At 66.6% G+C, this 17,942-nt stretch carries 15 protein-coding genes; 9 read left to right on the top strand and 6 right to left on the bottom strand.

All coding sequences use genetic code 11. The annotated features are described in order from the left end of the window. Positions 1–2: 2 nt before the first annotated feature. Entirely contained in the window at positions 3–962 is a 960-nt protein-coding gene (epmA, locus tag AC2EWF_RS11685) for an EF-P lysine aminoacylase EpmA (RefSeq protein ID WP_483639536.1), read from the bottom strand. Then, the gene (gene ligA, locus AC2EWF_RS11680; protein ID WP_483639535.1) at positions 959–3,367 is read right to left on the bottom strand and encodes an NAD-dependent DNA ligase LigA; all 2,409 of its coding nucleotides are present in this window, start codon (positions 3,365–3,367) and stop codon (positions 959–961) included. The genes epmA and ligA overlap by 4 nt, the downstream gene beginning before the upstream one ends. Positions 3,368–3,485: 118 nt before the next feature. On the opposite strand from ligA, the gene AC2EWF_RS11675 reads away from it, so the two are divergent. Further along, positions 3,486–4,112 carry a phosphatase PAP2 family protein gene (locus tag AC2EWF_RS11675; RefSeq protein WP_483639534.1) on the top strand — a complete coding sequence of 209 codons (627 nt, stop codon included), beginning with the start codon at positions 3,486–3,488 and terminating at the stop codon, positions 4,110–4,112. A 115-nt stretch (positions 4,113–4,227) separates the two neighbouring features. Here the strand turns inward: AC2EWF_RS11675 and rnk are convergent, their stop codons facing one another. Further along, positions 4,228–4,638, bottom strand: a complete 411-nt coding sequence (gene rnk / locus AC2EWF_RS11670; protein WP_483639533.1) for a nucleoside diphosphate kinase regulator — start codon at positions 4,636–4,638, stop codon at positions 4,228–4,230. Positions 4,639–4,824: 186 nt separating this feature from the next. Here rnk and AC2EWF_RS11665 point away from each other — a divergent pair, with 186 nt between their 5' ends. Together AC2EWF_RS11665 and AC2EWF_RS11660 are read left to right on the top strand one after the other, a co-directional pair. Next, positions 4,825–6,294, top strand: a complete 1,470-nt coding sequence (locus AC2EWF_RS11665; protein WP_483639532.1) for an MFS transporter — start codon at positions 4,825–4,827, stop codon at positions 6,292–6,294. Between the two features lie 190 nt (positions 6,295–6,484). After that, entirely contained in the window at positions 6,485–7,672 is a 1,188-nt protein-coding gene (locus AC2EWF_RS11660) for a cation:proton antiporter (protein ID WP_483639531.1), read from the top strand. A 107-nt stretch (positions 7,673–7,779) separates the two neighbouring features. Here the strand turns inward: AC2EWF_RS11660 and AC2EWF_RS11655 are convergent, their stop codons facing one another. Then, positions 7,780–10,431 carry a TonB-dependent receptor plug domain-containing protein gene (locus AC2EWF_RS11655; protein ID WP_483639530.1) on the bottom strand — a complete coding sequence of 884 codons (2,652 nt, stop codon included), beginning with the start codon at positions 10,429–10,431 and terminating at the stop codon, positions 7,780–7,782. Positions 10,432–10,672: 241 nt separating this feature from the next. Here AC2EWF_RS11655 and AC2EWF_RS11650 point away from each other — a divergent pair, with 241 nt between their 5' ends. From AC2EWF_RS11650 to AC2EWF_RS11635, 4 genes are all read left to right on the top strand, one after another. Then, positions 10,673–11,134: a glycine zipper 2TM domain-containing protein gene (locus AC2EWF_RS11650; protein WP_483639529.1), complete on the top strand. Its 462-nt coding sequence runs from the start codon at positions 10,673–10,675 to the stop codon at positions 11,132–11,134. 200 nt (positions 11,135–11,334) lie between these two features. Beyond that, the gene (locus tag AC2EWF_RS11645; RefSeq protein ID WP_483639528.1) at positions 11,335–11,745 is read left to right on the top strand and encodes a GFA family protein; all 411 of its coding nucleotides are present in this window, start codon (positions 11,335–11,337) and stop codon (positions 11,743–11,745) included. A gap of 20 nt (positions 11,746–11,765) precedes the next feature. Next, positions 11,766–12,575: a helix-turn-helix domain-containing protein gene (locus AC2EWF_RS11640; protein WP_483639527.1), complete on the top strand. Its 810-nt coding sequence runs from the start codon at positions 11,766–11,768 to the stop codon at positions 12,573–12,575. A gap of 493 nt (positions 12,576–13,068) precedes the next feature. Beyond that, positions 13,069–13,899 (top strand): CHAD domain-containing protein, encoded by an 831-nt coding sequence (locus AC2EWF_RS11635; RefSeq protein ID WP_483639526.1) that lies wholly within the window; start codon positions 13,069–13,071, stop codon positions 13,897–13,899. A 637-nt stretch (positions 13,900–14,536) separates the two neighbouring features. Here the strand turns inward: AC2EWF_RS11635 and AC2EWF_RS11630 are convergent. Next, positions 14,537–15,892, bottom strand: a complete 1,356-nt coding sequence (locus AC2EWF_RS11630) for an alpha/beta hydrolase family protein (RefSeq protein WP_483639525.1) — start codon at positions 15,890–15,892, stop codon at positions 14,537–14,539. A gap of 222 nt (positions 15,893–16,114) precedes the next feature. Between AC2EWF_RS11630 and AC2EWF_RS11625 the strand changes: the two genes are divergently transcribed. Both AC2EWF_RS11625 and AC2EWF_RS11620 read left to right on the top strand, forming a co-directional pair. After that, positions 16,115–16,600, top strand: a complete 486-nt coding sequence (locus tag AC2EWF_RS11625) for an RNA polymerase sigma factor (RefSeq protein ID WP_483639524.1) — start codon at positions 16,115–16,117, stop codon at positions 16,598–16,600. Beyond that, positions 16,597–17,187: a hypothetical protein gene (locus AC2EWF_RS11620; RefSeq protein WP_483639523.1), complete on the top strand. Its 591-nt coding sequence runs from the start codon at positions 16,597–16,599 to the stop codon at positions 17,185–17,187. Before AC2EWF_RS11625 ends, AC2EWF_RS11620 begins: the two co-directional genes overlap by 4 nt. On the opposite strand, the gene AC2EWF_RS11615 is transcribed toward AC2EWF_RS11620, so the two are convergent. Next, positions 17,150–17,866: a DUF6538 domain-containing protein gene (locus AC2EWF_RS11615; RefSeq protein WP_483639522.1), complete on the bottom strand. Its 717-nt coding sequence runs from the start codon at positions 17,864–17,866 to the stop codon at positions 17,150–17,152. The two genes, AC2EWF_RS11620 and AC2EWF_RS11615, sit on opposite strands and share 38 nt — an antisense overlap. Positions 17,867–17,942 lie beyond the last annotated feature (76 nt).

Below are 17,942 nucleotides of genomic sequence, written 5' to 3'. Positions count from 1 at the left end.
GCTCAGGCCTCCGAAAAGGGAAACGCCAGCACGCCGGCGATCTCGTCGCAGCGGGCCAGGCACATCAGCAGGCGCTCCATGCCCAGCGCCACACCGGCGCAATCGGGCAGCGCGTCGAGCACCGCCAGCAGGTTTTCGTCGAACGGAACCTCGCGCTGCCCGCGTTCGCGGCGGCGGGCGTTGTCCCGCTCGAAGCGGACGCGCTGCTCGCGCGAGTCGTTCAGTTCGTGATAGCCGTTGGCCAGTTCGTAGCGGCCGAGGTACAGCTCGAAACGTTCAGCCCGCGGCGGGTCTCCGGGGCGCACCTTCGCCAGCGCGCACTGGCTTGCCGGATAGTCGTGGATCACCGTGATGCGGTCATCCGGAAACGCCGGCTGCAGCTTGTGGGTGAGCAGCAGGTCCAGCCAGTCGTCGCGGGTGAGCCCCGCGGGATCGATGCCGAAGTCCGCCAGGGGCGCGCGCAGTTCCTCGATCGGCGCGTGCGCGGGATCGATGCCCAGCTCGTCGATGAACAGCTGGCGGTAACCCTCGATCAGCACCTCGGCGCGACGACCCTCCAGCGCCAGCGCCGCCTCCACCAGCTCGATGACCTCGTGCATCAGGCGGCGGTGGTCCCAGCCCACCCGATACCACTCCAGCATGCTGAATTCGGGGTTGTGCCGTCCGCCCGCCTCGCCGTTGCGGAACACCCGGCCCAGCTCGTAGCAGTCGCCCATGCCCGCGGCGAGCAGGCGCTTCAACGGGTATTCCGGCGAGGTGCGCAACCAGCGCTCGCGCGCGCCGGCATCGACGTGGCCGCTGAACTGCGTGCTGAAGCTCTCGATGTTCGGCTCGGTGTTGCCCGCCGCCGACAGGATCGGCGTCTCCACCTCCAGCACCTTCCGTTCGGCGAAGAACGCGCGGACCAGGGCATAGAGGCGCGCCCGCAATCGCAATGCCCCGTGCAGGGCGGGCTGCTTCACGGCGCAACCCCGTGCCTGGCCAGCAACGCCAGCAGCTGCACCTCGTCCCATACCGGCACGCCCAGCTCGTTCGCCTTGTCGAGCTTGGAGCCGGCTTCCGCGCCGGCCACCACGAAACTGGTCTTCTTCGACACGCTGCCCGCCACCTTCGCGCCCAGCGCTTCGAGTTTTTCCTTCGCCTGATCGCGGCTCATCGTCGGCAGCGTGCCGGTGAGCACCACGGTCTGGCCGTCCAGCGGCAAGCCGGCCGATTCCGCCGACTGCGGAATGGCGTCGAGCAGCTGCTGCATCGCCGATTCCGCCTCGCACAAGGCCGCCAGCTGCGATGCGTCGGCCAGGTAGGCATCGAGATTGATCGCCGCCGCCTGCGGCAAACCGGCGACGATCCACTGCGCCTGCCCGGCATCGCGCAGGTGCTGCAGCGTTGGATACTGTGCAGCCAGCAGCGCGGTGCTCTTCGGGCCAAGCTTGTTGACGTGCGCCATGTCCAGCAGCACCGCAAGGTTCAGGCGCTCGCGCAGCCTCGGCGAGGGCGCGCCCTCGTCGCCGAAGCGGATACCCGCGGCAAGCAGCGCATCGACCACCTGCTGGTTGCCGTGCTGATCGAAGAAGCCGGCGATCGACGCAGCCACCTCGTTGCCGATGTCGGGCAGCGTGCGCAATACCGGCGCCGGCATGCTGCGCACGAACTCCAGCCGGCCCAGCCAGGCGGCCAGCGTCTTCGCCGTGCTCTCGCCGATGTGCATGATGCCGAGCCCGAACAGGAAACGCGCCAGCGTGGTGTTCCTGCTGGCCGCGATGCCGTCGAGCAGGTTTTCCGCCCACTTGGTGGCCACCTTGCCCTGCTTCACCGTCTCCGGCGTGGTGCCGTCGCGCTCGTCGGCGCGGCGCTTCATCTCCAGGAAATCGTCCAGCGTGAGCCGGTACAGGTCGGCCGGCGTCTGCACGTAGCTGAAGTCCACCAGCGCGTCGACATAGCGCTCGCCGAGGCCATCGATGTCCATGGCGCGGCGCGAGGCGAAGTGGATCAGCGCCTCCTTGCGCTGCGCCGCGCAGATCAGGCCGCCGGAACAGCGGTAGGCCGCCGCCCCCTCTTCACGCAGCAACGCCGAGCCGCACACCGGGCAGTGCGCGGGCATGTGCCAGGGGCGCGTGTGCGGCGGCCGCAGTTCGGGCATCACCCGCACCACCTCGGGGATCACGTCGCCCGCACGGCGCACGATCACGGTGTCGCCCACGCGCACGTCCAGGCGCGCCACCTGGTCGGCGTTGTGCAAGGTGGCATTGGTGACGACCACGCCGGCCACCTGCACCGGCGCCAGCCGCGCCACCGGGGTGGCGGCGCCGGTGCGGCCAATCTGGATTTCGATCGCCTCCACCGCGGTGGTCTGCTCCTGCGCGGGAAACTTGTGCGCGATGGCCCAACGCGGGGCGCGCGCCACGAAGCCCATCGCGCGCTGCCCTGCGTAATCGTCCAGCTTGTAGACCACGCCGTCGATGTCGTAAGGCAGGCGGTCGCGCTTCGCGCCGATGCGCTTGAAGTAGGCGATCAGCCCGGCGAAGCCGCGCGCCGTGCCCACTTCAGGCGACACCGGAAAGCCCCACTCGCGCAGCTGCTTCAGGGTGGCCGAGTGCGTGGGCGGCAGCTCGCCGCCTTCCACCACGCCTACGGCATAGGCGTAGAAGCTCAGCTTGCGCTTGGCGGTGATCGCCGGGTCGAGCTGCCGCAGCGAACCGGCCGCGCCGTTGCGCGGATTGGCCAGCGTCTTTTCCCCACGCGTGCGCGCGTGTTGATTGAACGCTTCGAAGTCCTTGCGCAGCATGACGACCTCGCCGCGCACTTCCAGCACCTGCGGCCAGCCCGTGCCGCGCAGCCTCAACGGGATCGCGCGCACGGTGCGCAGGTTGGCGGTGACGTCCTCGCCGGTCTCGCCGTCGCCGCGGGTCGCTCCCTGCACGAACACGCCATGCTCGTAGCGTAGGCTGATCGCCAGACCGTCCAGTTTCGGCTCCACCGAAAACACGGGCTCGCTGCGATGCAGCGTCTGCTCGATGCGCCGCTCGAACTCGGCCACCTCGTGGAAGCGCGTGCGCTCGTCGTCGCCCCGCTCTCCATCGGCTTGCTGCTCGAAGGCGTTGGACAGCGACAGCATCGGCAGCGCGTGGCGCACCTCGGCGAAGCCGCCGGTGGCGCGCGCGCCCACCCGGCGGGTGGGCGAGTCGGGCGTAGCCAGGCCGGGATGCGCGGCTTCCAGCGCCTCCAGCTCGTGCATCAGGGCGTCGTACTCGGCATCGGTGATCGTGGGATCGTCGAGCACGTGGTAGCGGTAGTTGGCCTGCTCGATGCGCTCGCGCAGGTCGGCGGCACGGGTCTTGCTGTCGGTGGGAACGGGGGATGCGCTCATGCGCGCAGTTTAGCGATCCACAAGGCGGGGCGGACGGTCGACGTAAGCGGACCGAAAGGCTGCCGGGCTATGCTGATCCATGGACGGCCGTTGTCTCCGGCCGCAAGGGAGGCACCCCATGCGCACGATACGTTATGCGTTGCTGCTGCTCGCCTTCACGCTGTCTGCACCGGCCTTTGCCGGCGGTGGCCCGCTCGGCATCGACCATCGCCTGCACTACGACAACAGCGGCATCTGGAAGCGCAGCAACCAGACCGCGCTGATGTACGGCACCATCCTCGCCGTGGGCGGCGGCGCGCTGGCCTTCGGCGACCAGGACAAGCTGGGCGACACGTTCTGGCGCTCGGTGGACGCCATGGTGATCTCCAGCCTCGGCGCCACGGCGCTGAAGTACACCTTCCAGCGCGAACGTCCCTCGCAGACCTCCGACCCGAACCGTTTCTTCGAGGGCAGCCACGCGCAGAGCTTCCCCAGCGGCGAGGTCACCGCGATCACCGCTGCGGTGACGCCGTTCATCGTGAACTACGGCCACGACCATCCCGCGGTGTATGCGCTGGCGCTGTTGCCGGCGTACGACGCAGTGGCGCGCATGAAGACCCGCGGCCACTGGCAGACCGACGTGCTGGCAGGCGCCGCGCTGGGTGCGGGCGTGGGCATCTGGGCCGCGCACCGGGATTCTCCGCTGATCATCGGCTGGCTGCCGGGCGGCTTCCAGGTGGGCTTCGTGCACCACTTCAAGCCGTAGGCGATCGCGCAGGTGCGAGGTGCCGGCGCACCCGTCCCTCGCCCCGGCCGGTCCCTCTCGCGGGGAGAGGGAGGGATTCACCCGGGGGCACGGCACGGCTGACGGCGGCGGGCGCTCAGCGGTGCAGGTCGCCCGCCGCTTCCGGCTGGTAGTCGATCGACAGCACGGTGAGGCGGTGCCTGCGGCCGTCCGGGGTGGGCCAGTCGATGTGCCTGCCCTTGGCGAGACCGAGCAATGCGCTGCCCACCGGCGCCAGGATCGACACCGTGCCGGGCTTGCCGGCCGCGTTCGGGTAGACCAGGGTCATCGTCGAAGGCTCGCCGCCGGCGTCGTCGGTGAAGCGCACGATGGAGTTCATCGTCACCACGTTGCGCGGCATCTCCGCCGGTTCCAGCACCGTGGCGCGATCCAGTTCCTCGCGCAACGCGGCATGCGCCGCGGCCTGGGCCGGGGTCATGCGGTCGAGCAGGTGCTCGATGCGTTCCAGGTCGAGGCGGGAAACGGTGATGGCGGGTTTGCGGCTCATGGTCCTTGTCCTGTCGCAAGCAAAGCGGGTCGCGCAAAAGCACACGCCGGAGCGTTGGCACCCCGGCGCGCGCTGGTCTTGGATGTGTCGTCCATCCGATCTGGGTACGACGATCGATGAAACAAGGCTGACTTTGCGCAAGGTGCCGCCGGAAAACAAGCTGTCACAGCAGTTACCATTCGCACAATGCACCACGAAGCCGCCGAGCCTCTCCCCCACGCCGACACCGCCACGGCGGCGGCCGTAGCCGAGGCGGAGCCCGCGGTCTCTTCGCGCGAACGCTATCGCGGGCTGCTCTGGCTGGTGGCCGCGGCGTTCTTCATGCAGGCGCTGGACTCCACGGTGGTCAACACTGCGGTGCCGGCGATGGCCGAGGCGCTGCACGAGACGCCATTGGGCATGCGCAGCGCGCTGACCAGCTACGTGCTGACCCTGGCCGTCCTGATTCCCGCCAGCCCGTGGCTGTGCGACCGCTTTGGCACGCGCCGGGTGTTCGGTGGCGCGATCGTGCTGTTCGGCCTGGGCTCGCTTCTGTGCGGCCTGTCGCAGACGCTGGCCCAGCTGGTCGCCGCGCGCGTGCTGCAGGGCGTGGGCGGCGCCGCACTGATGCCGGTGGGGCGCTACGTGCTGGTGCGCAGCATCGACAAGCGCGAGTTCGTGCGCGCGATGAGCACGGTGGCCACCTTCGGCCTGCTCGGCTCGGTGCTGGGACCTTTCCTCGGCGGTGCGCTGGTGGAATACACCTCGTGGCGCCTGATCTTCCTCATCAACGTGCCGGTGGCGGTCGCCGGCGTGTGGATGAACCGGCGCGACATGCCGGAATACCGGCTGGAGCGGGCCAATCCTTTCGATCTCGTGGGCTTCCTGCTGTTCGCCGCCGCCTCCGCCCTGCTGCTCACCGGCTCGGAGCTCGCCGGCGCCGATCCGGTGCCCTGGGCGGCGATGGGCGCCTGCGGCGGCATCGCCCTGCTGCTCGGCGTGGTCTACGTGTGGCACAGCCGGCGCACCGCGCACCCGGTGGCGGACCTGTCCCTGCTGCGCGTGCGCAGCGTATGGGTATCGCTGGCCGGCGGCCTGTCCACCCGGCTCGGCATCTCCGGCATGTTCCTGCTGCTGGTGCTGTTCCTGCAGGTGGGTTGCGGCTGGTCGCCGCTGGACGCGGGCCTGATGATGGTGCCGCAGGCGATGGGCGCGATCGCTGCGAAGTGGGTGATCAACCGCGCGCTGGTGCACTTCGGCTACCGCCGCCTGCTGCTGGGCAACACCTTGCTCGTGGCCCTGCTGCTGGCCGCGTTCGCGCTGTTCGGGCCCGGCACCCCGGCATGGCTGATTGCCGTGCTCACGTTCTGCTACGGCTTCTTCGCCGGCCTGCAGTACACCACCATGAACACGCTGATCTACAACGACCTGGACATCCGGCACGCCTCGATGGCCTCGTCGATGGCCTCCACCGTGCAATACCTGGCGATGAGCTTCGGCATCGCCCTGTCCACCCTGCTGATGCAGGCGCTGCTGCGCGGGCACACGGCCGAGGATTTCGTGGTGTCCTTCCGCTGGACCGTGCTGCTGCTGGCCGTGGTCACGGCCGCCGCCAGTCGCGTGTTCGGCCGCCTGCGCCCCGACCGCCCGGTCGAGGCGTTGCCGGCGACGCGCTGAGAGTCGGTTTTTTCCGCCTCCCGGCCTGGTCAGGGATGGCCGGACCTGCATGCCCCACGCAGGCAACCCGTTCCATAGGCATGCGCCGATGGAAAATTCCGCGGCTTGTTTTTTTGCTGGCCCCCGGGATCACGACGCGCACGCGACCGGCATGTAGCATGCAGGCTTCGCCCACGCCCGGATGCGTCGCATGCACCACGCCAGTGACATCCTGCTGACCCTGTTCATCGTGTTCGTCGCGGCGCAGATCGGCGGCGAGATCGCGCAGCGGCTGAAGCTGCCCGGCGTGGTGGGCGAAATCGCCGCCGGCTGCGTGGTCGGCCCGTCGATGCTGGGCTGGATCACCCCAGAGCAGATCGCCACCGGCACGCCGCTGGACGTGCTGGCCGAGGTCGGCGTGGTGCTGTTGCTGTTCTCGGTGGGCCTGGAAACGCGGCTGGAGGACCTGAAGAAGGTCGGCAGGACGGCCTTCCTGGTCGGCGTGATCGGCGTGATCGTGCCGTTCGGCATGGGCTCGCTGTGGGCGCACGGCAGCGGCTTCGGCTGGGACAAGTCGATGTTCGTGGCCGCCGCCTTCGTGGCCACCTCGGCCGGCATCACCGCGCGCGTGCTGCAGGAACTGGGCGCGCTGCAGCGGACGGAGAGCAAGGTGATCCTGGGCGCCGCGGTGATCGACGACATCCTCGCCATGCTGCTGCTCGGCGTGGTGGTGTCGCTGCAGGGCGGCGAAGGTTTCCAGCCCGCCCACCTGCTGGTGGTGCTGGGCGAGGCGGTGGGCTTCATCGCGGTGATCGGCTGGGGCGGCGCGCGGGTGATGCGCTGGAACTCCAGCTGGCTGGAGAAGCCGCGCCACGCGCAGTCGCCGCTGCTGATCGCGCTGGCGCTGTGCCTGGGCCTGGCCTACGTTTCCACCCTGTTCGGCCTCGCCGCGATCATCGGCGCCTTCCTCGCCGGCATGATCGCCTCCGAAACCCGCCAGCAGCACACGCTGGAACAGCAGACCCAGCCGCTGCTGGCCCTGCTCACCCCGTTCTTCTTCGTGATCACCGGCAGCAAGATCGACCTGCACGAACTGGCCAGCCCCGACGCGCTGTGGATGCTGCTGGTGGTCACCGTGATCGCCATTATCTCCAAGCTGGTCGGCGGCGGCCTCGGCGCGCTGCCGCTGGGCCGGCGCGGCGCCACCATCGTGGGCTTCGGCATGGTGCCGCGCGGCGAGGTGGGCGTGGTGATCGCCAGCCTCGGCCTGGCCGCCGGCGTGTTCAGCAACCGCGTCTACGCAGTCATCGTGGCGATGTCCCTGCTCACCGCGATGGTGACGCCGCCGGTGCTGGCGTGGCTGCTGCGGCATTCGCCGGAAACCACGCCGCCGCACTGAACGCCAGGGACGGCCTGGCCGACCCCGGCGCAGGCGGCATGCCGCGCAGCAGGTTGGCGAAGGCGGGACACCCCGTCCGGGGCGTCCCGCCGCGCAGAGCGCACGGCTCAGAAGTGCGCCGTCACCCGCGCATACCAGAACGCGCCGTTGAAACCGAACGGCGAGGTAAGTGCGTACTTGACGCCGAGGAACTGCAGCGTGGCGTTCTGCTCCTTGCCCGGATAGGTGTCGAACACGTTGTTGCCGCCGACGGCCACCGAGAAGGTGTCGTTGAACTTGTAGCGCGCCTCCAGATCGAGCAGCGTCTTGCCGCTGTAACGGTTCAGGTCGTCCGGGGGGTTGTTGCTGCCGAACAGGCCGACCGTGGTGCTCCAGCTGCCGTAGTGGTTGATCCGCGCGATCGCGTCGAACCGGTGCAGGTTGTAGTCGAAGCTGAGCACCGCCCGGCTCTTCGGCACCTGGTGCTCGAGGTCATACACGAAATCGTTGTTGAGCGTGTCCGGCTTGACCTTCACCACGTCCTGTTTGTTGTAGTTGTAGCGGAAGTCGATGTTGAGCGTGCCGTCGCCCAGCGGGTGCCGCGTGTCGACCACGAAGTCCAGGCCCCGGACATGCGAGCCGAATGCGTTGCCGAAATAGCTGGCGTCGCTGCCGAGCAGCAGCTGCGCGTTCGGGTAGCCGCCGGCGGCGAGCTGGTCGACGGTGGCCTGGGTCACGGTCTTGCTGACCAGGCCGATGCGGTTGGCGATACGGATGAGGTAGTAGTCCAGGCTGGTGGTGACGTTGTCGGTCGACGTCCACACCGCGCCCACCGACAGGCTCTTCGAGGTCTCGGTCTGCAGCGGTGCCGAGCCCAGCGCGCGCGCCACCGGGTTGTTCACCGGATAGGTGCCGCTGGGAATCAAGCCGCCTTGTGCGTTCGCCGTGGTGGTGACGTTGAGCGTGTTCGCCTGGCCGGGCGTCGGCGTGCGGAAGCCGGTGTTGTAGGTGCCGCGCAGCGCGAACGCATCGGTGAACGCGTAGCGGCTGGAGAGCTTGTACACCACCTTGGAGCCGTAACCGTTCGCGTGTTCGTAGCGCACCGCCGCGGCGCCCGACCACTTGTCGGTAAGGTTCGTCTCGGCGTCGAAGTAGGCGGAGTCGCTGTTCTGCGTGAACCGTCCCGCCGCATTGGCCGGAAAGCCCTGGAAGGCGTCCGAGCCCACGCCGAATACCGATGCGGTCGGCCCCACGGCGATCGATCCGGCATCGCCCTGGTGGATGATGTAGGTCTCCTGGCGCCACTGCGCGCCGAAGGCCAGGGTGAGCGGCGAGTTGTCGAACGAGCGGACGAAATCTGCGCCGGCGCCCTGCTCGCGCTGGGTCAGCTTGCCGGGATGGAAGTTCGTGGGCGAAAGCATGCCCAGGCTCGGGTTGATTGAACCCTGCAGCCGGTAGTCGACCTCGTTGCTGCCGTTGCGGTAGTGCACGTCCCACTGGAAGTTGCTCTCGCCGCCGCCGCGCACGCCCCCGACCAGCTGGTGGTCGGCGATGTCGGCGCCGAACAGCGGGCTGTAGCCGCCGGGGAACTGCTTGTAGATCGGGTTGAGCAGCTCCCAGCCGCTCGGGCTGGCCGGGTTGGCCGTGAGGTAGTCCGCCGGGTTGCCGCCACCCGCGGTGATGCTGTCCACCAGCGACTGCGGCGCGTTCGCCGGCACCAGGGTGCCGTTGGCATAGCTCACCAGGGTCGAGCGGCCGCTGATGCCGTACTGCGGCGGCAGCACCGGGTTGCGGTAGAAAAAGCTGGACAGCACCTTCTTGTCCATGAAGTCGCCGTAGCCGTACAGCTGCACGTCGCCCGCCAGCGGCAGGCCCGCGTTGACGAACAGCTTGTTCGACGTGGTCTGCGGATCGCCCCAGCGCTGGCCGAGGCCGTCGTAGGGCACCTGGTTCGCGCCCACCACCGCCGCGACGGCCGCCGCGCCGCCCTGCGGCACGCCACGCGAGGTGGGATCGGTGGTTTCGCGCTCCGCGCTCACGTGCACGAAGCCGTCGGCGCCCAGCGGGAAGCCCGCGTCGGCGTCGTAGCGGCGCAGATCGCCGTCGCCCTTGCCGTACTGGCCCCACTCCGCGCTGACCGTAGCGCCCTTGGCCTCCTTCTTGAGGATGACGTTGACGACGCCGGCGATCGCGTCCGAGCCGTACAGCACCGAGGCGCCGTCACGCAGCACTTCGACGCGCTCGATCGCGTTGGACGGAAACACCGAGAAATCGACCGCCTGCGCGCCCTGGTTGAAGGTGCCGAGCGGGTCGATCTGCAGGTTGACCAGCGCCGAACGGTGGAAGCGCACGCCGTCGACCAGCACCAGGGTCTGGTCGGGCGACAGGTTGCGCAGCGACACCGGCCGCACGAACGCCGTGCCGTCGGCGATGGGGAAACGCTGGGTGGTCAGCGAGGGCACGATGCTGGTCAGCGTGTCGGTCAGGTCCGCCGAGGGCTGCTCCGCGATCTGCCTGCCGCTGAACGCGTCGATCGGCGAAATCGACTCGGTCGGCGACAAGCCCGCCCGATGCGTGCCGGTCACCACCACCTCCTGCAGGTTCGTGGTCGTCTTGGCCTTGCTCGCGCTGCGGCGTTGGGCCGCCGTCGCCGAGGGCGGTGCCGCCTGTCCGCTGTCCGCCGTCCCCTGGTCCTGCGCCTGTGCCGACCATGCCATCGACAGCGCAGCGGCCAGCGCCGTGCGCACGAGCACCACGTTGATACTTGTCTTGTTTGGCATTTGCGTCTCCCCTTCCCTTGCCCCGAAAGCCCCCCGCATCGGCACGCTACAACGGCGCGCGCGGCGGAAAAAGCGTCACGTTTCCGATTTCGAGGCATGCGGGCGACCCCGGCAGCGCGGGCGCAACGGCAGGTCGCGTGGGCTGCCGAAGCGGGGAATCGCGGGGTGCCGTCGTAACGAAATCTTGCGCTCACGGGCCTCTACACTGCGCAGTGGAACCACCTCATTCAAGGAGATCCCCATGAAGACCCATTCCCTGTCCTCGCTCGCCCTGGCCGCCACGCTGACCATCGCCGGTACCGGCGTCGCCAGCGCGCAAAACAGCGGAGTACTCATGCGCCCGGACGGCATCTACCTGCGCTGCGACCAGTGCGGCACCGTGGAGCGGGTGGAACAGAACATCACCCAGGGCGGCGGCCACGGCACCGCCGGCACCATCATCGGCGCGATCGCCGGCGGCGTGCTCGGCAACCAGATCGGCAAGGGCAGCGGCCGCAAGCTCGCCACCGTGGGCGGCGCGGTGGGCGGCGGATTCGCCGGCCACGCCATCGGCAACAAGGCCGGCAGCAGCACCACCTGGATCGTACGCATCAAGATGAGCAACGGCAGCTACCAGAACATCCAGGTCAACGACGCCAGCGCCATCCGCCAGGGCGACCTGGTGCAGGTGGACGCGAACGGGAACATCACGCGGATCCGGTGAGGGCTGCCGGATGGCGGGAAGACAAAACGCCCCGGTTGGGGCGTTTTGTCAGGGCGCCCCATGACGACGATATTCGATTCCCTCCGGCCGTCCCGTTCTCTGGCCGTCATGCCCGCCGGAGCGGATCGCGGACGGGATGGCGCCGCAACCGTCCCAGTCGTGGTGCAATGTCGAAAGGCCGGAGACCAGTGGAGAGTCCGATGCTCACGACATACACCGGAAGCTGCCACTGCGGCGCCGTCCGCTTCGAGGCGGATCTCGACATCAGCACCGGCACCGGCAAGTGCAATTGCACGATCTGCACCAAAATGCGGTTGTGGTCGGTCAATGCCCTGCCGGAGGCATTCCGCCTGCTGGCAGGCGAGGACGACCTCACGGACTACCGAGGGCGCGGAAACTCGGTCGCCCACCATCAGTTCTGCAAACACTGCGGCGTCAGGGCGTTCGAATGGATCGACATGCCGAACATGAGCGGCAGCAGGTACTACAACATCAACGTCATGTGCCTTGATGGTGTTGATATCGACGAGCTGGTGTCCGCCCCCGTGGCGTATTACGACGGGCTCAACGACAACTGGGACAAAAGCCCCGCCGAAACGCGGCACTTGTAGAAATTTCGCCACCGCCCAGCATGACGCAGCTCACCGCCACGTCGAATCACCGCAGCGCTCGCACGGCGGCGGCCGCGTCCGGCCGCGTGTTGATGTGGCGTGGCGGAAGCGTGTGGATGGGGCGGGCCACCGGCCTGGTGCAACCCCACGCCCACCATGCCATGCAGATCACGCTGGCGCCGGAACAGCCGGTCCGGTTTCGGTGCTCTGCGGCCGCGGACTGGCAGGACATGCATGCCTCCATCGTCATGCCCGACCGCCAGCACCAATTTGATGGGTGTGGCCAGGATGTGGTCATGATCTTTGTCGAGCCTGAAACGCTCGTCGGACGGGCGTTGTCCATCCGTTATGGCGATTCCGAGCTGGCATCGATCGGCGACGCCGTTGTACTCCGCCGCGCGCGCGATCTCCTGGCTGCCTTTGGCGATCGCACTACTTACGATGATGCCGCCCTGATCGAAGCCGCCAAACAGATCGTTGATCTGCTCGCCGGACAAGCTTCCGGAACAGCCGCGCCGGACCAGCGGATCACACGGGCACTCGACTGGATCCGCGACCACCTGGACACACCGATCGACCTGGGGCAGGCTGCGGCGGTAGCGCATCTTTCGCCAAGCCGGTTCCGCCATCTCTTCGTTGCCCAGACCGGCATTTCGTTCCGCGCCTACCTGCTTTGGGCACGGGTCGGCCATGCCATTGGCCGTGGCCTGGGCGGGGAATCGTGGACGACGGCGGCCCAGCAATCCGGCTTCGCCGATTCCGCCCACCTGAGCCGCACCTGCCGGCGGATGTTCGGCATCGCGCCGACCATGCTCGGACGGGTCGAGTAGGCACCCCCGCTTCTCTCCTGCCACCGGATCATGCGACGGCACCGCCGCCGCAGATCAGCCCTTACATTCAAGCCTCGCGTGACCAGGATCCTGAGAATGCGCGCCGTGGACTACTTCCGGCCCACTTCTACTGGAGTGACAAACCATGAATACCGAAACCAGCATTCCCTGTTCGTGCATCGACTGCCTCGGCTCGGCCTGCACCTGCGGCTGCCAGGCAACCTCGACCACTGAGTCCGCGGGTTGCCAGTGCGGCTGCCAGCAAGGCGGCACCTGCCTGTGCGCCAAGGGCTGATGGAGATCCGTGCAGGACGCGGTCTCGTGTGATCGTCCCTTCCTGTCAGTAACGCAAAACGCCCCGGCCGGGGCGTTTTGTCTGGATGGCGAGCCAGGCATCTCTCGACAAGCCCCCAGTGGCTTGGGATCACTGAACCTGACCCTATTCTCGGTCACGTTACGATAAACACCGTGGAGCAGTCGGCCGGCCTCCAGCATGAATGCACGCTCTCCAGTATCGGTATTTGCGGCGCTTGCTGCGGCGCAAGCGGGCCAGGCCATGCGCTCCCTGGCGCAGCGAAGGAACCGGCATGCCGCGATCCATCGCACGCGCAAGGCCATCCGCAGGCTGCGCAGCCTCCTGGCCCTCTGCCGTCCGGGGCTTGGGGCAAAGGCGAAAACCATCGACAAGGAGCTCAAGCGTCTTGGCGCCAGCTTGTCGCACCTGCGCGACGCGCACGTCGTGGCGACGACGGCGGCCAAGCTGGCTACAGCGGACCAGCCCGAAGGCTGGCTTGCGCTGGCCGCGCGCCTCGCCGCGCGACGTGAGCAGTTTCTGGCGGAAGCCCTGGCGGAAGATCCGGATTTCACTGCGCGACGCAGGCAGCTCGATGAACTGGCCCGGGCCACGGCCGAACTGCCGTGGGAACATCTTGAGGATGGGCACCTCGGCGAAGGCATCGCGCGGAGCGCACGTCGCCTGGCCAAGGCAGAACGGGCTGCGAAGCGGGAGCCCGACACGGCCAACAGCCATCGCTGGCGGCGCAGGCTTCGGCGTCTGCGCATGCAGTACCAGACGATCCAGGCAGCACGAAAGAAGGCACCATCCTGGGCCGGTCCACCCCGACCCCATCGATATGCGTCCCTGCACGAGCTGGTCCAATGGTCGGACCGCCTCGGTTGGCTCCAGGATCTCCAGATGCTTGAGCCCTTCCTCGACGGAGCAGACGCATCGTTGCCGCTGGCGCCAATGCGGCGGCGCCTTCGCCTGGAAATCAAGCGCGCGACACTGCGGGAGCCTGCGGGTGGTTTGGTAGCGCGAAAATGATGGAGCAACTGGCACCCTGGAACGCGAATGGCGTGAGCAAGCGCATGGCGAAGCGGGATCAGGGATCGTGATGGAGTGCCGACGGAACGTCACCTGATCGTGCGCCCGACTTCAGTCAGATGCTCGCCAGCGAGTGAACCCGACGACAACGAGCCTCCCAGGAGTCCCAGCATCATTGTGCGGGGGCACTCTCAGTTGATTCGCCACGGGATGTGCCCTGCCAAGATAGTCGCGGCGGCACAAACGACCGCCAAGACGCCGAGCACATACGGCAACAATAGGTCCGATGCAGTGTGTTCAAGAAAAACTGCTCTTGAAAATCCGAAAGCCCACGCGATGCGCAGTCGCCAAAGCTCCTTATGTTTGACTGTAAGGGCCTCACGTCTTTGAAGAAGTGACCGCCTCCTTCGCGGAGAGATTCCATTTCGTGGATATCGACACGCGCCCCTTCGGTGATGCTCGGAAAAGGGGCCGGGCTATCAAAAGCAGGGCTCTAAATTCTTCGGTTTGCTCCTTGCCCGCGACGCAATCGACCATCCATTCCAAGGCGGAACCTGCCGAAGGTCTGCCGGGCGCAGCAGATCTTTCGACGGAAGAGCTCTCGCAGACATTCCTTCCAGGTCGGGAGGCCCTGTCGTCAGGAGCCTTGCGCCACCACCCAATCGGCAATCTCTTTCAGAGCAACCGGTGAGATTGTCTCCTCGATGCGGGCAGATTCCGCCGGCGTTCCGATTTTGGCCGTCTGGAACATGTGGTTGATGTTCGGAAGCTCGACAATCGTCGCCTTGGGGTTGCCTGTCAGGGCAGCCTTGATGGCGGGCAGGTTGTCTTCCGGTGGCACGTAGAGGTCGCGACTGCCATCAAGCACGAGCACCGGTGTTCGCAGCGCGCGAAGCGTCGGGATAGGGTCGTAGTTGAAGGCCTGCCGCGCCCAGGGACTGGTGACCAGATGGGCAAGCGCGTCCGCATTGTCCGGTCGGATGACCTTGTCGGCGACGCCTTGCGCAATGTCCGCCCTGGCGATTGACAGGGCTGCCGGGTTGCTGCCTGCGGTCGCCAGGTCGGCATAGAGCTTGTCGAAAAAGACGCTTCGCTTTGCAATCTGCTCCTCGGGAACGCCGGATGCCCTGGCAATCCGGGCGTCTTGCAGATTCAAGAGCCGGCCGATGCGCATACCCGGTCCGGCCATGAGCACAACGAAGCGCACGGCTGAATTGCGAACGGCAATCATGGGTGCGATGGCACCTCCCTCCGAATGGCCGATGATGCCGATATGCTTCGCGTCGATCTCGGGGCATGACCTCAGGAAGGTCACGGCCGCTTCGGCATCGGAGGCGAAGTCGGGGATGGTGGCCGCGGCAAAGTCTCCGCCCGACGCGCCAATGCCCCGTTTGTCATAGCGCAACACGGCGATCCCGCGACGATTGAGGGCATCAGCAAGGACAACAAACATTTTGTGCCCATAGCTGTTCTCGTCACGCGTTCCGGGTCCGGTGCCCCCGATCAGCACGACAGCTGGAAAGGGGCCGGTACCGTCGGGCACGCTGAGCGTGCCAGCCAACCGGATCCCTGCCGATGCATTGTCGAAGGTGACTTCCTGCTGCCGGTAAGGGCGAATGCCGGTGGCGATCGCTTCTTCCTGTGGGCGCTTCGGAGGCGCGATGCCCGACGTCTGGTCCGTCATCCGGGTCAGGACGAGCGGCATGGTGGTTCCCTGAGACCAAGTCCCGACCCAGCCTTTCTTGGTGGCGTCCCAGCGTCCCCTGTAGGTGGCACTGATCTTGGGGAGGGTGAAACTCAAATGGTCGGCATCGGTCGCAACGTCAGCGGCAGGCAGAACAAAGCCTCCCTGATCGGGGCTTTTGAGCGTCGCCTCGTAGTGGCCTGTGCCGTCTTTGGTGACGTGCACCACGATGTGATACTGGCCAGCCAGGAGGCCGCCCCAATCGCCCGCTGCATCTTCGGCCGAGACCGTGCCGATGGTCAGGGCCAACAGACTCCCGACGGCGAACAGGCGCCTCGCTACCGACCGTTTCGTCCCATGCGTTTTCAAAGTTTTTCCCCTCTGCAAGAACGCCGGCTTGGCGTCAGACGTAAAGTCGAGGGCCGGCGGCAGGTCTTACTGCATCAGGCACAATTTCTTGTCGCCAACCGCTTGTAAGGAGATTCCAGTTCAAGCGACTAATGCACCCAAAGGGAACGGAATACCTACATCGTGTTGAGCCTTGAAGCGATCGTCGACAAGCACGCCGGCATGGTCCGTCGCATTGCGACGGTCTATGAGCGCTACCCCGACCGGGTCGACGATCTTGTGCAAGAAGTCTGGCTGGCTGTCTGGCAGGCGCTGCCCCGCCTGGACAACCCGTCGATGCTCAAACCCTATATAGCCCGCATCGCCCAGAACATTTGCGTCACCCATGTGCGCCGCGCATTGGTGCGCAAGGACGAACCCTTGAGCGACAGCATTCCGGACATGGCCATACCCGTCGACGAAGCCACGGACCACGCCAGGCAACTGGCTCGCCTGACCAAGGTGGTACGCCAATTGCCGGAGCCACTGAAAGCGGTCGCCGGTCTCTATCTCGAGGAGATACCGATCAAGGACATCGCGATGATCCTCGGCATCAGCGAAAGTAACGCATCCGTACGGTTGCATCGTGCCAAGACTTTCATCCGGTTGAATTTCGGAGCCGAGTCATGAGTGAGTCATCCCACACCGATCCTTTCGCCGCCCTCTGGCAATCCGCGCCCAAGCCGGACACCCGGCAGCTCATGCAGGACATGCAGCGTTTGAAGAATGCGCAACGGCGGCAGCACCGAATCCTCATCGTCATTCTCTGTGGCATTGCTTCGTGTCTGGTTTTTGAGGAGGCCACCGGGCGATACGGCACCCACGGGCTCATCAGTGCGTTGTGGATTGCCTTCATGGCCGGCGCGCTCAGGTATCAGCATAAGCGCTGCCACAGTGTGGATACGCTCGACCTTGATACGGTCAGTCTGCTGAAGCGCATGATCGTCCAGGCCAAGCGGGGACTCTTCCAGGCGCGCTGTCTCTATCTGGGGACACCGCTGGGCGCGGCAGCAGGGACAGTTCTGATGAGGGTTCTGTCACCGGGGGCGGCTCCCGGTGGGCACGCCCTTCAATCTGGTCTGGCGCTGATGCAGACAATCGTTGGCCTGGCTGCCCTTGTCCTGATGATGATCGCGGGTCTCGTACTGGCGCGTGCCAGGCGGCACCAACTCCTGGAGCTCACCGGGAAACTGAAGTCACTCGAAGAAAGTCTGTAAGAAATCCCACGCGGCCACGACTTTGTTTCCGATAGCCGAGACCAACACCGGTCAATCCGGCCCCACATAGGGAAACATCATGTCGAACATTCGCATCGCATCCATTCTCTTCAGCATTGTCATCGCCGGTGCCTTGATCGCCCTGGCGTGGTACCAGACGCATGGTGGTCACATAGTGTTGTCGGTATCCAACGCTATCGTCGCGATGGCTGTAGTTTTTTCGCTGCTGCGCTTCATACCGGCGCTGGTTCGCTGCGTAGCCAAGAGGAATTACGCCACGCGCTGTAACAGGATCGGCTGATTGGACTGCTGCCGGCAAGCTGTCCAACATGGCGTCGCTAGCTTCGGGCGTCCCGTTCGTGCGGATCTTGACCTGGTGCGGCTCCGGCCCTTGCTCGATCTCGAACCCCTTCAGGCCCTTCAAGTAATCCTCAAAGTCGCTTCCCATGCGCGCCCCTTTCCCGCGTGCCGCGGCGAAGGCTTGAGCATACTGCGCCCCCAACGCATACGCCCACGCGCGGGCCACCACCGGGTCCCGGGTGCCCAAGGACTTCTTGATGACGCGCCGCCCCGGCATGGCTTGGAGGTCGGCGGGGACGATCAGGCGGAAGTGCCACACACCCGACGGATGACGCAAAAGATGGTGTGCCAAACGCATGTCGATTTGACCAACCGACATGACCAAGCGCACTTATCGATGCTTCAGAAAAACATCTGAAAATCAATAATTTACAAGGTTTGGCGGAGAGAGTGTC

It is taken from the genome of Rhodanobacter sp. sgz306013, assembly GCF_057031145.1.
This window is presented reverse-complemented; position numbering and strand designations above follow the sequence as displayed.

Bases quoted from the DNA above. Each gene is read 5' to 3' on its own strand.
- ligA (WP_483639535.1), bottom strand. From the start codon at position 3,367: ATGAGCGCATCCCCCGTTCCCACCGACAGCAAGACCCGTGCCGCCGAC.
- AC2EWF_RS11675 (WP_483639534.1), top strand. From the start codon at position 3,486: ATGCGCACGATACGTTATGCGTTGCTGCTGCTCGCCTTCACGCTGTCT.
- rnk (WP_483639533.1), bottom strand. From the start codon at position 4,638: ATGAGCCGCAAACCCGCCATCACCGTTTCCCGCCTCGACCTGGAACGC.
- AC2EWF_RS11665 (WP_483639532.1), top strand. From the start codon at position 4,825: ATGCACCACGAAGCCGCCGAGCCTCTCCCCCACGCCGACACCGCCACG.
- AC2EWF_RS11660 (WP_483639531.1), top strand. From the start codon at position 6,485: ATGCACCACGCCAGTGACATCCTGCTGACCCTGTTCATCGTGTTCGTC.
- AC2EWF_RS11655 (WP_483639530.1), bottom strand. From the start codon at position 10,431: ATGCCAAACAAGACAAGTATCAACGTGGTGCTCGTGCGCACGGCGCTG.
- AC2EWF_RS11650 (WP_483639529.1), top strand. From the start codon at position 10,673: ATGAAGACCCATTCCCTGTCCTCGCTCGCCCTGGCCGCCACGCTGACC.
- AC2EWF_RS11645 (WP_483639528.1), top strand. From the start codon at position 11,335: ATGCTCACGACATACACCGGAAGCTGCCACTGCGGCGCCGTCCGCTTC.
- AC2EWF_RS11640 (WP_483639527.1), top strand. From the start codon at position 11,766: ATGACGCAGCTCACCGCCACGTCGAATCACCGCAGCGCTCGCACGGCG.
- AC2EWF_RS11635 (WP_483639526.1), top strand. From the start codon at position 13,069: ATGAATGCACGCTCTCCAGTATCGGTATTTGCGGCGCTTGCTGCGGCG.
- AC2EWF_RS11620 (WP_483639523.1), top strand. From the start codon at position 16,597: ATGAGTGAGTCATCCCACACCGATCCTTTCGCCGCCCTCTGGCAATCC.
- AC2EWF_RS11615 (WP_483639522.1), bottom strand. From the start codon at position 17,866: ATGTCGGTTGGTCAAATCGACATGCGTTTGGCACACCATCTTTTGCGT.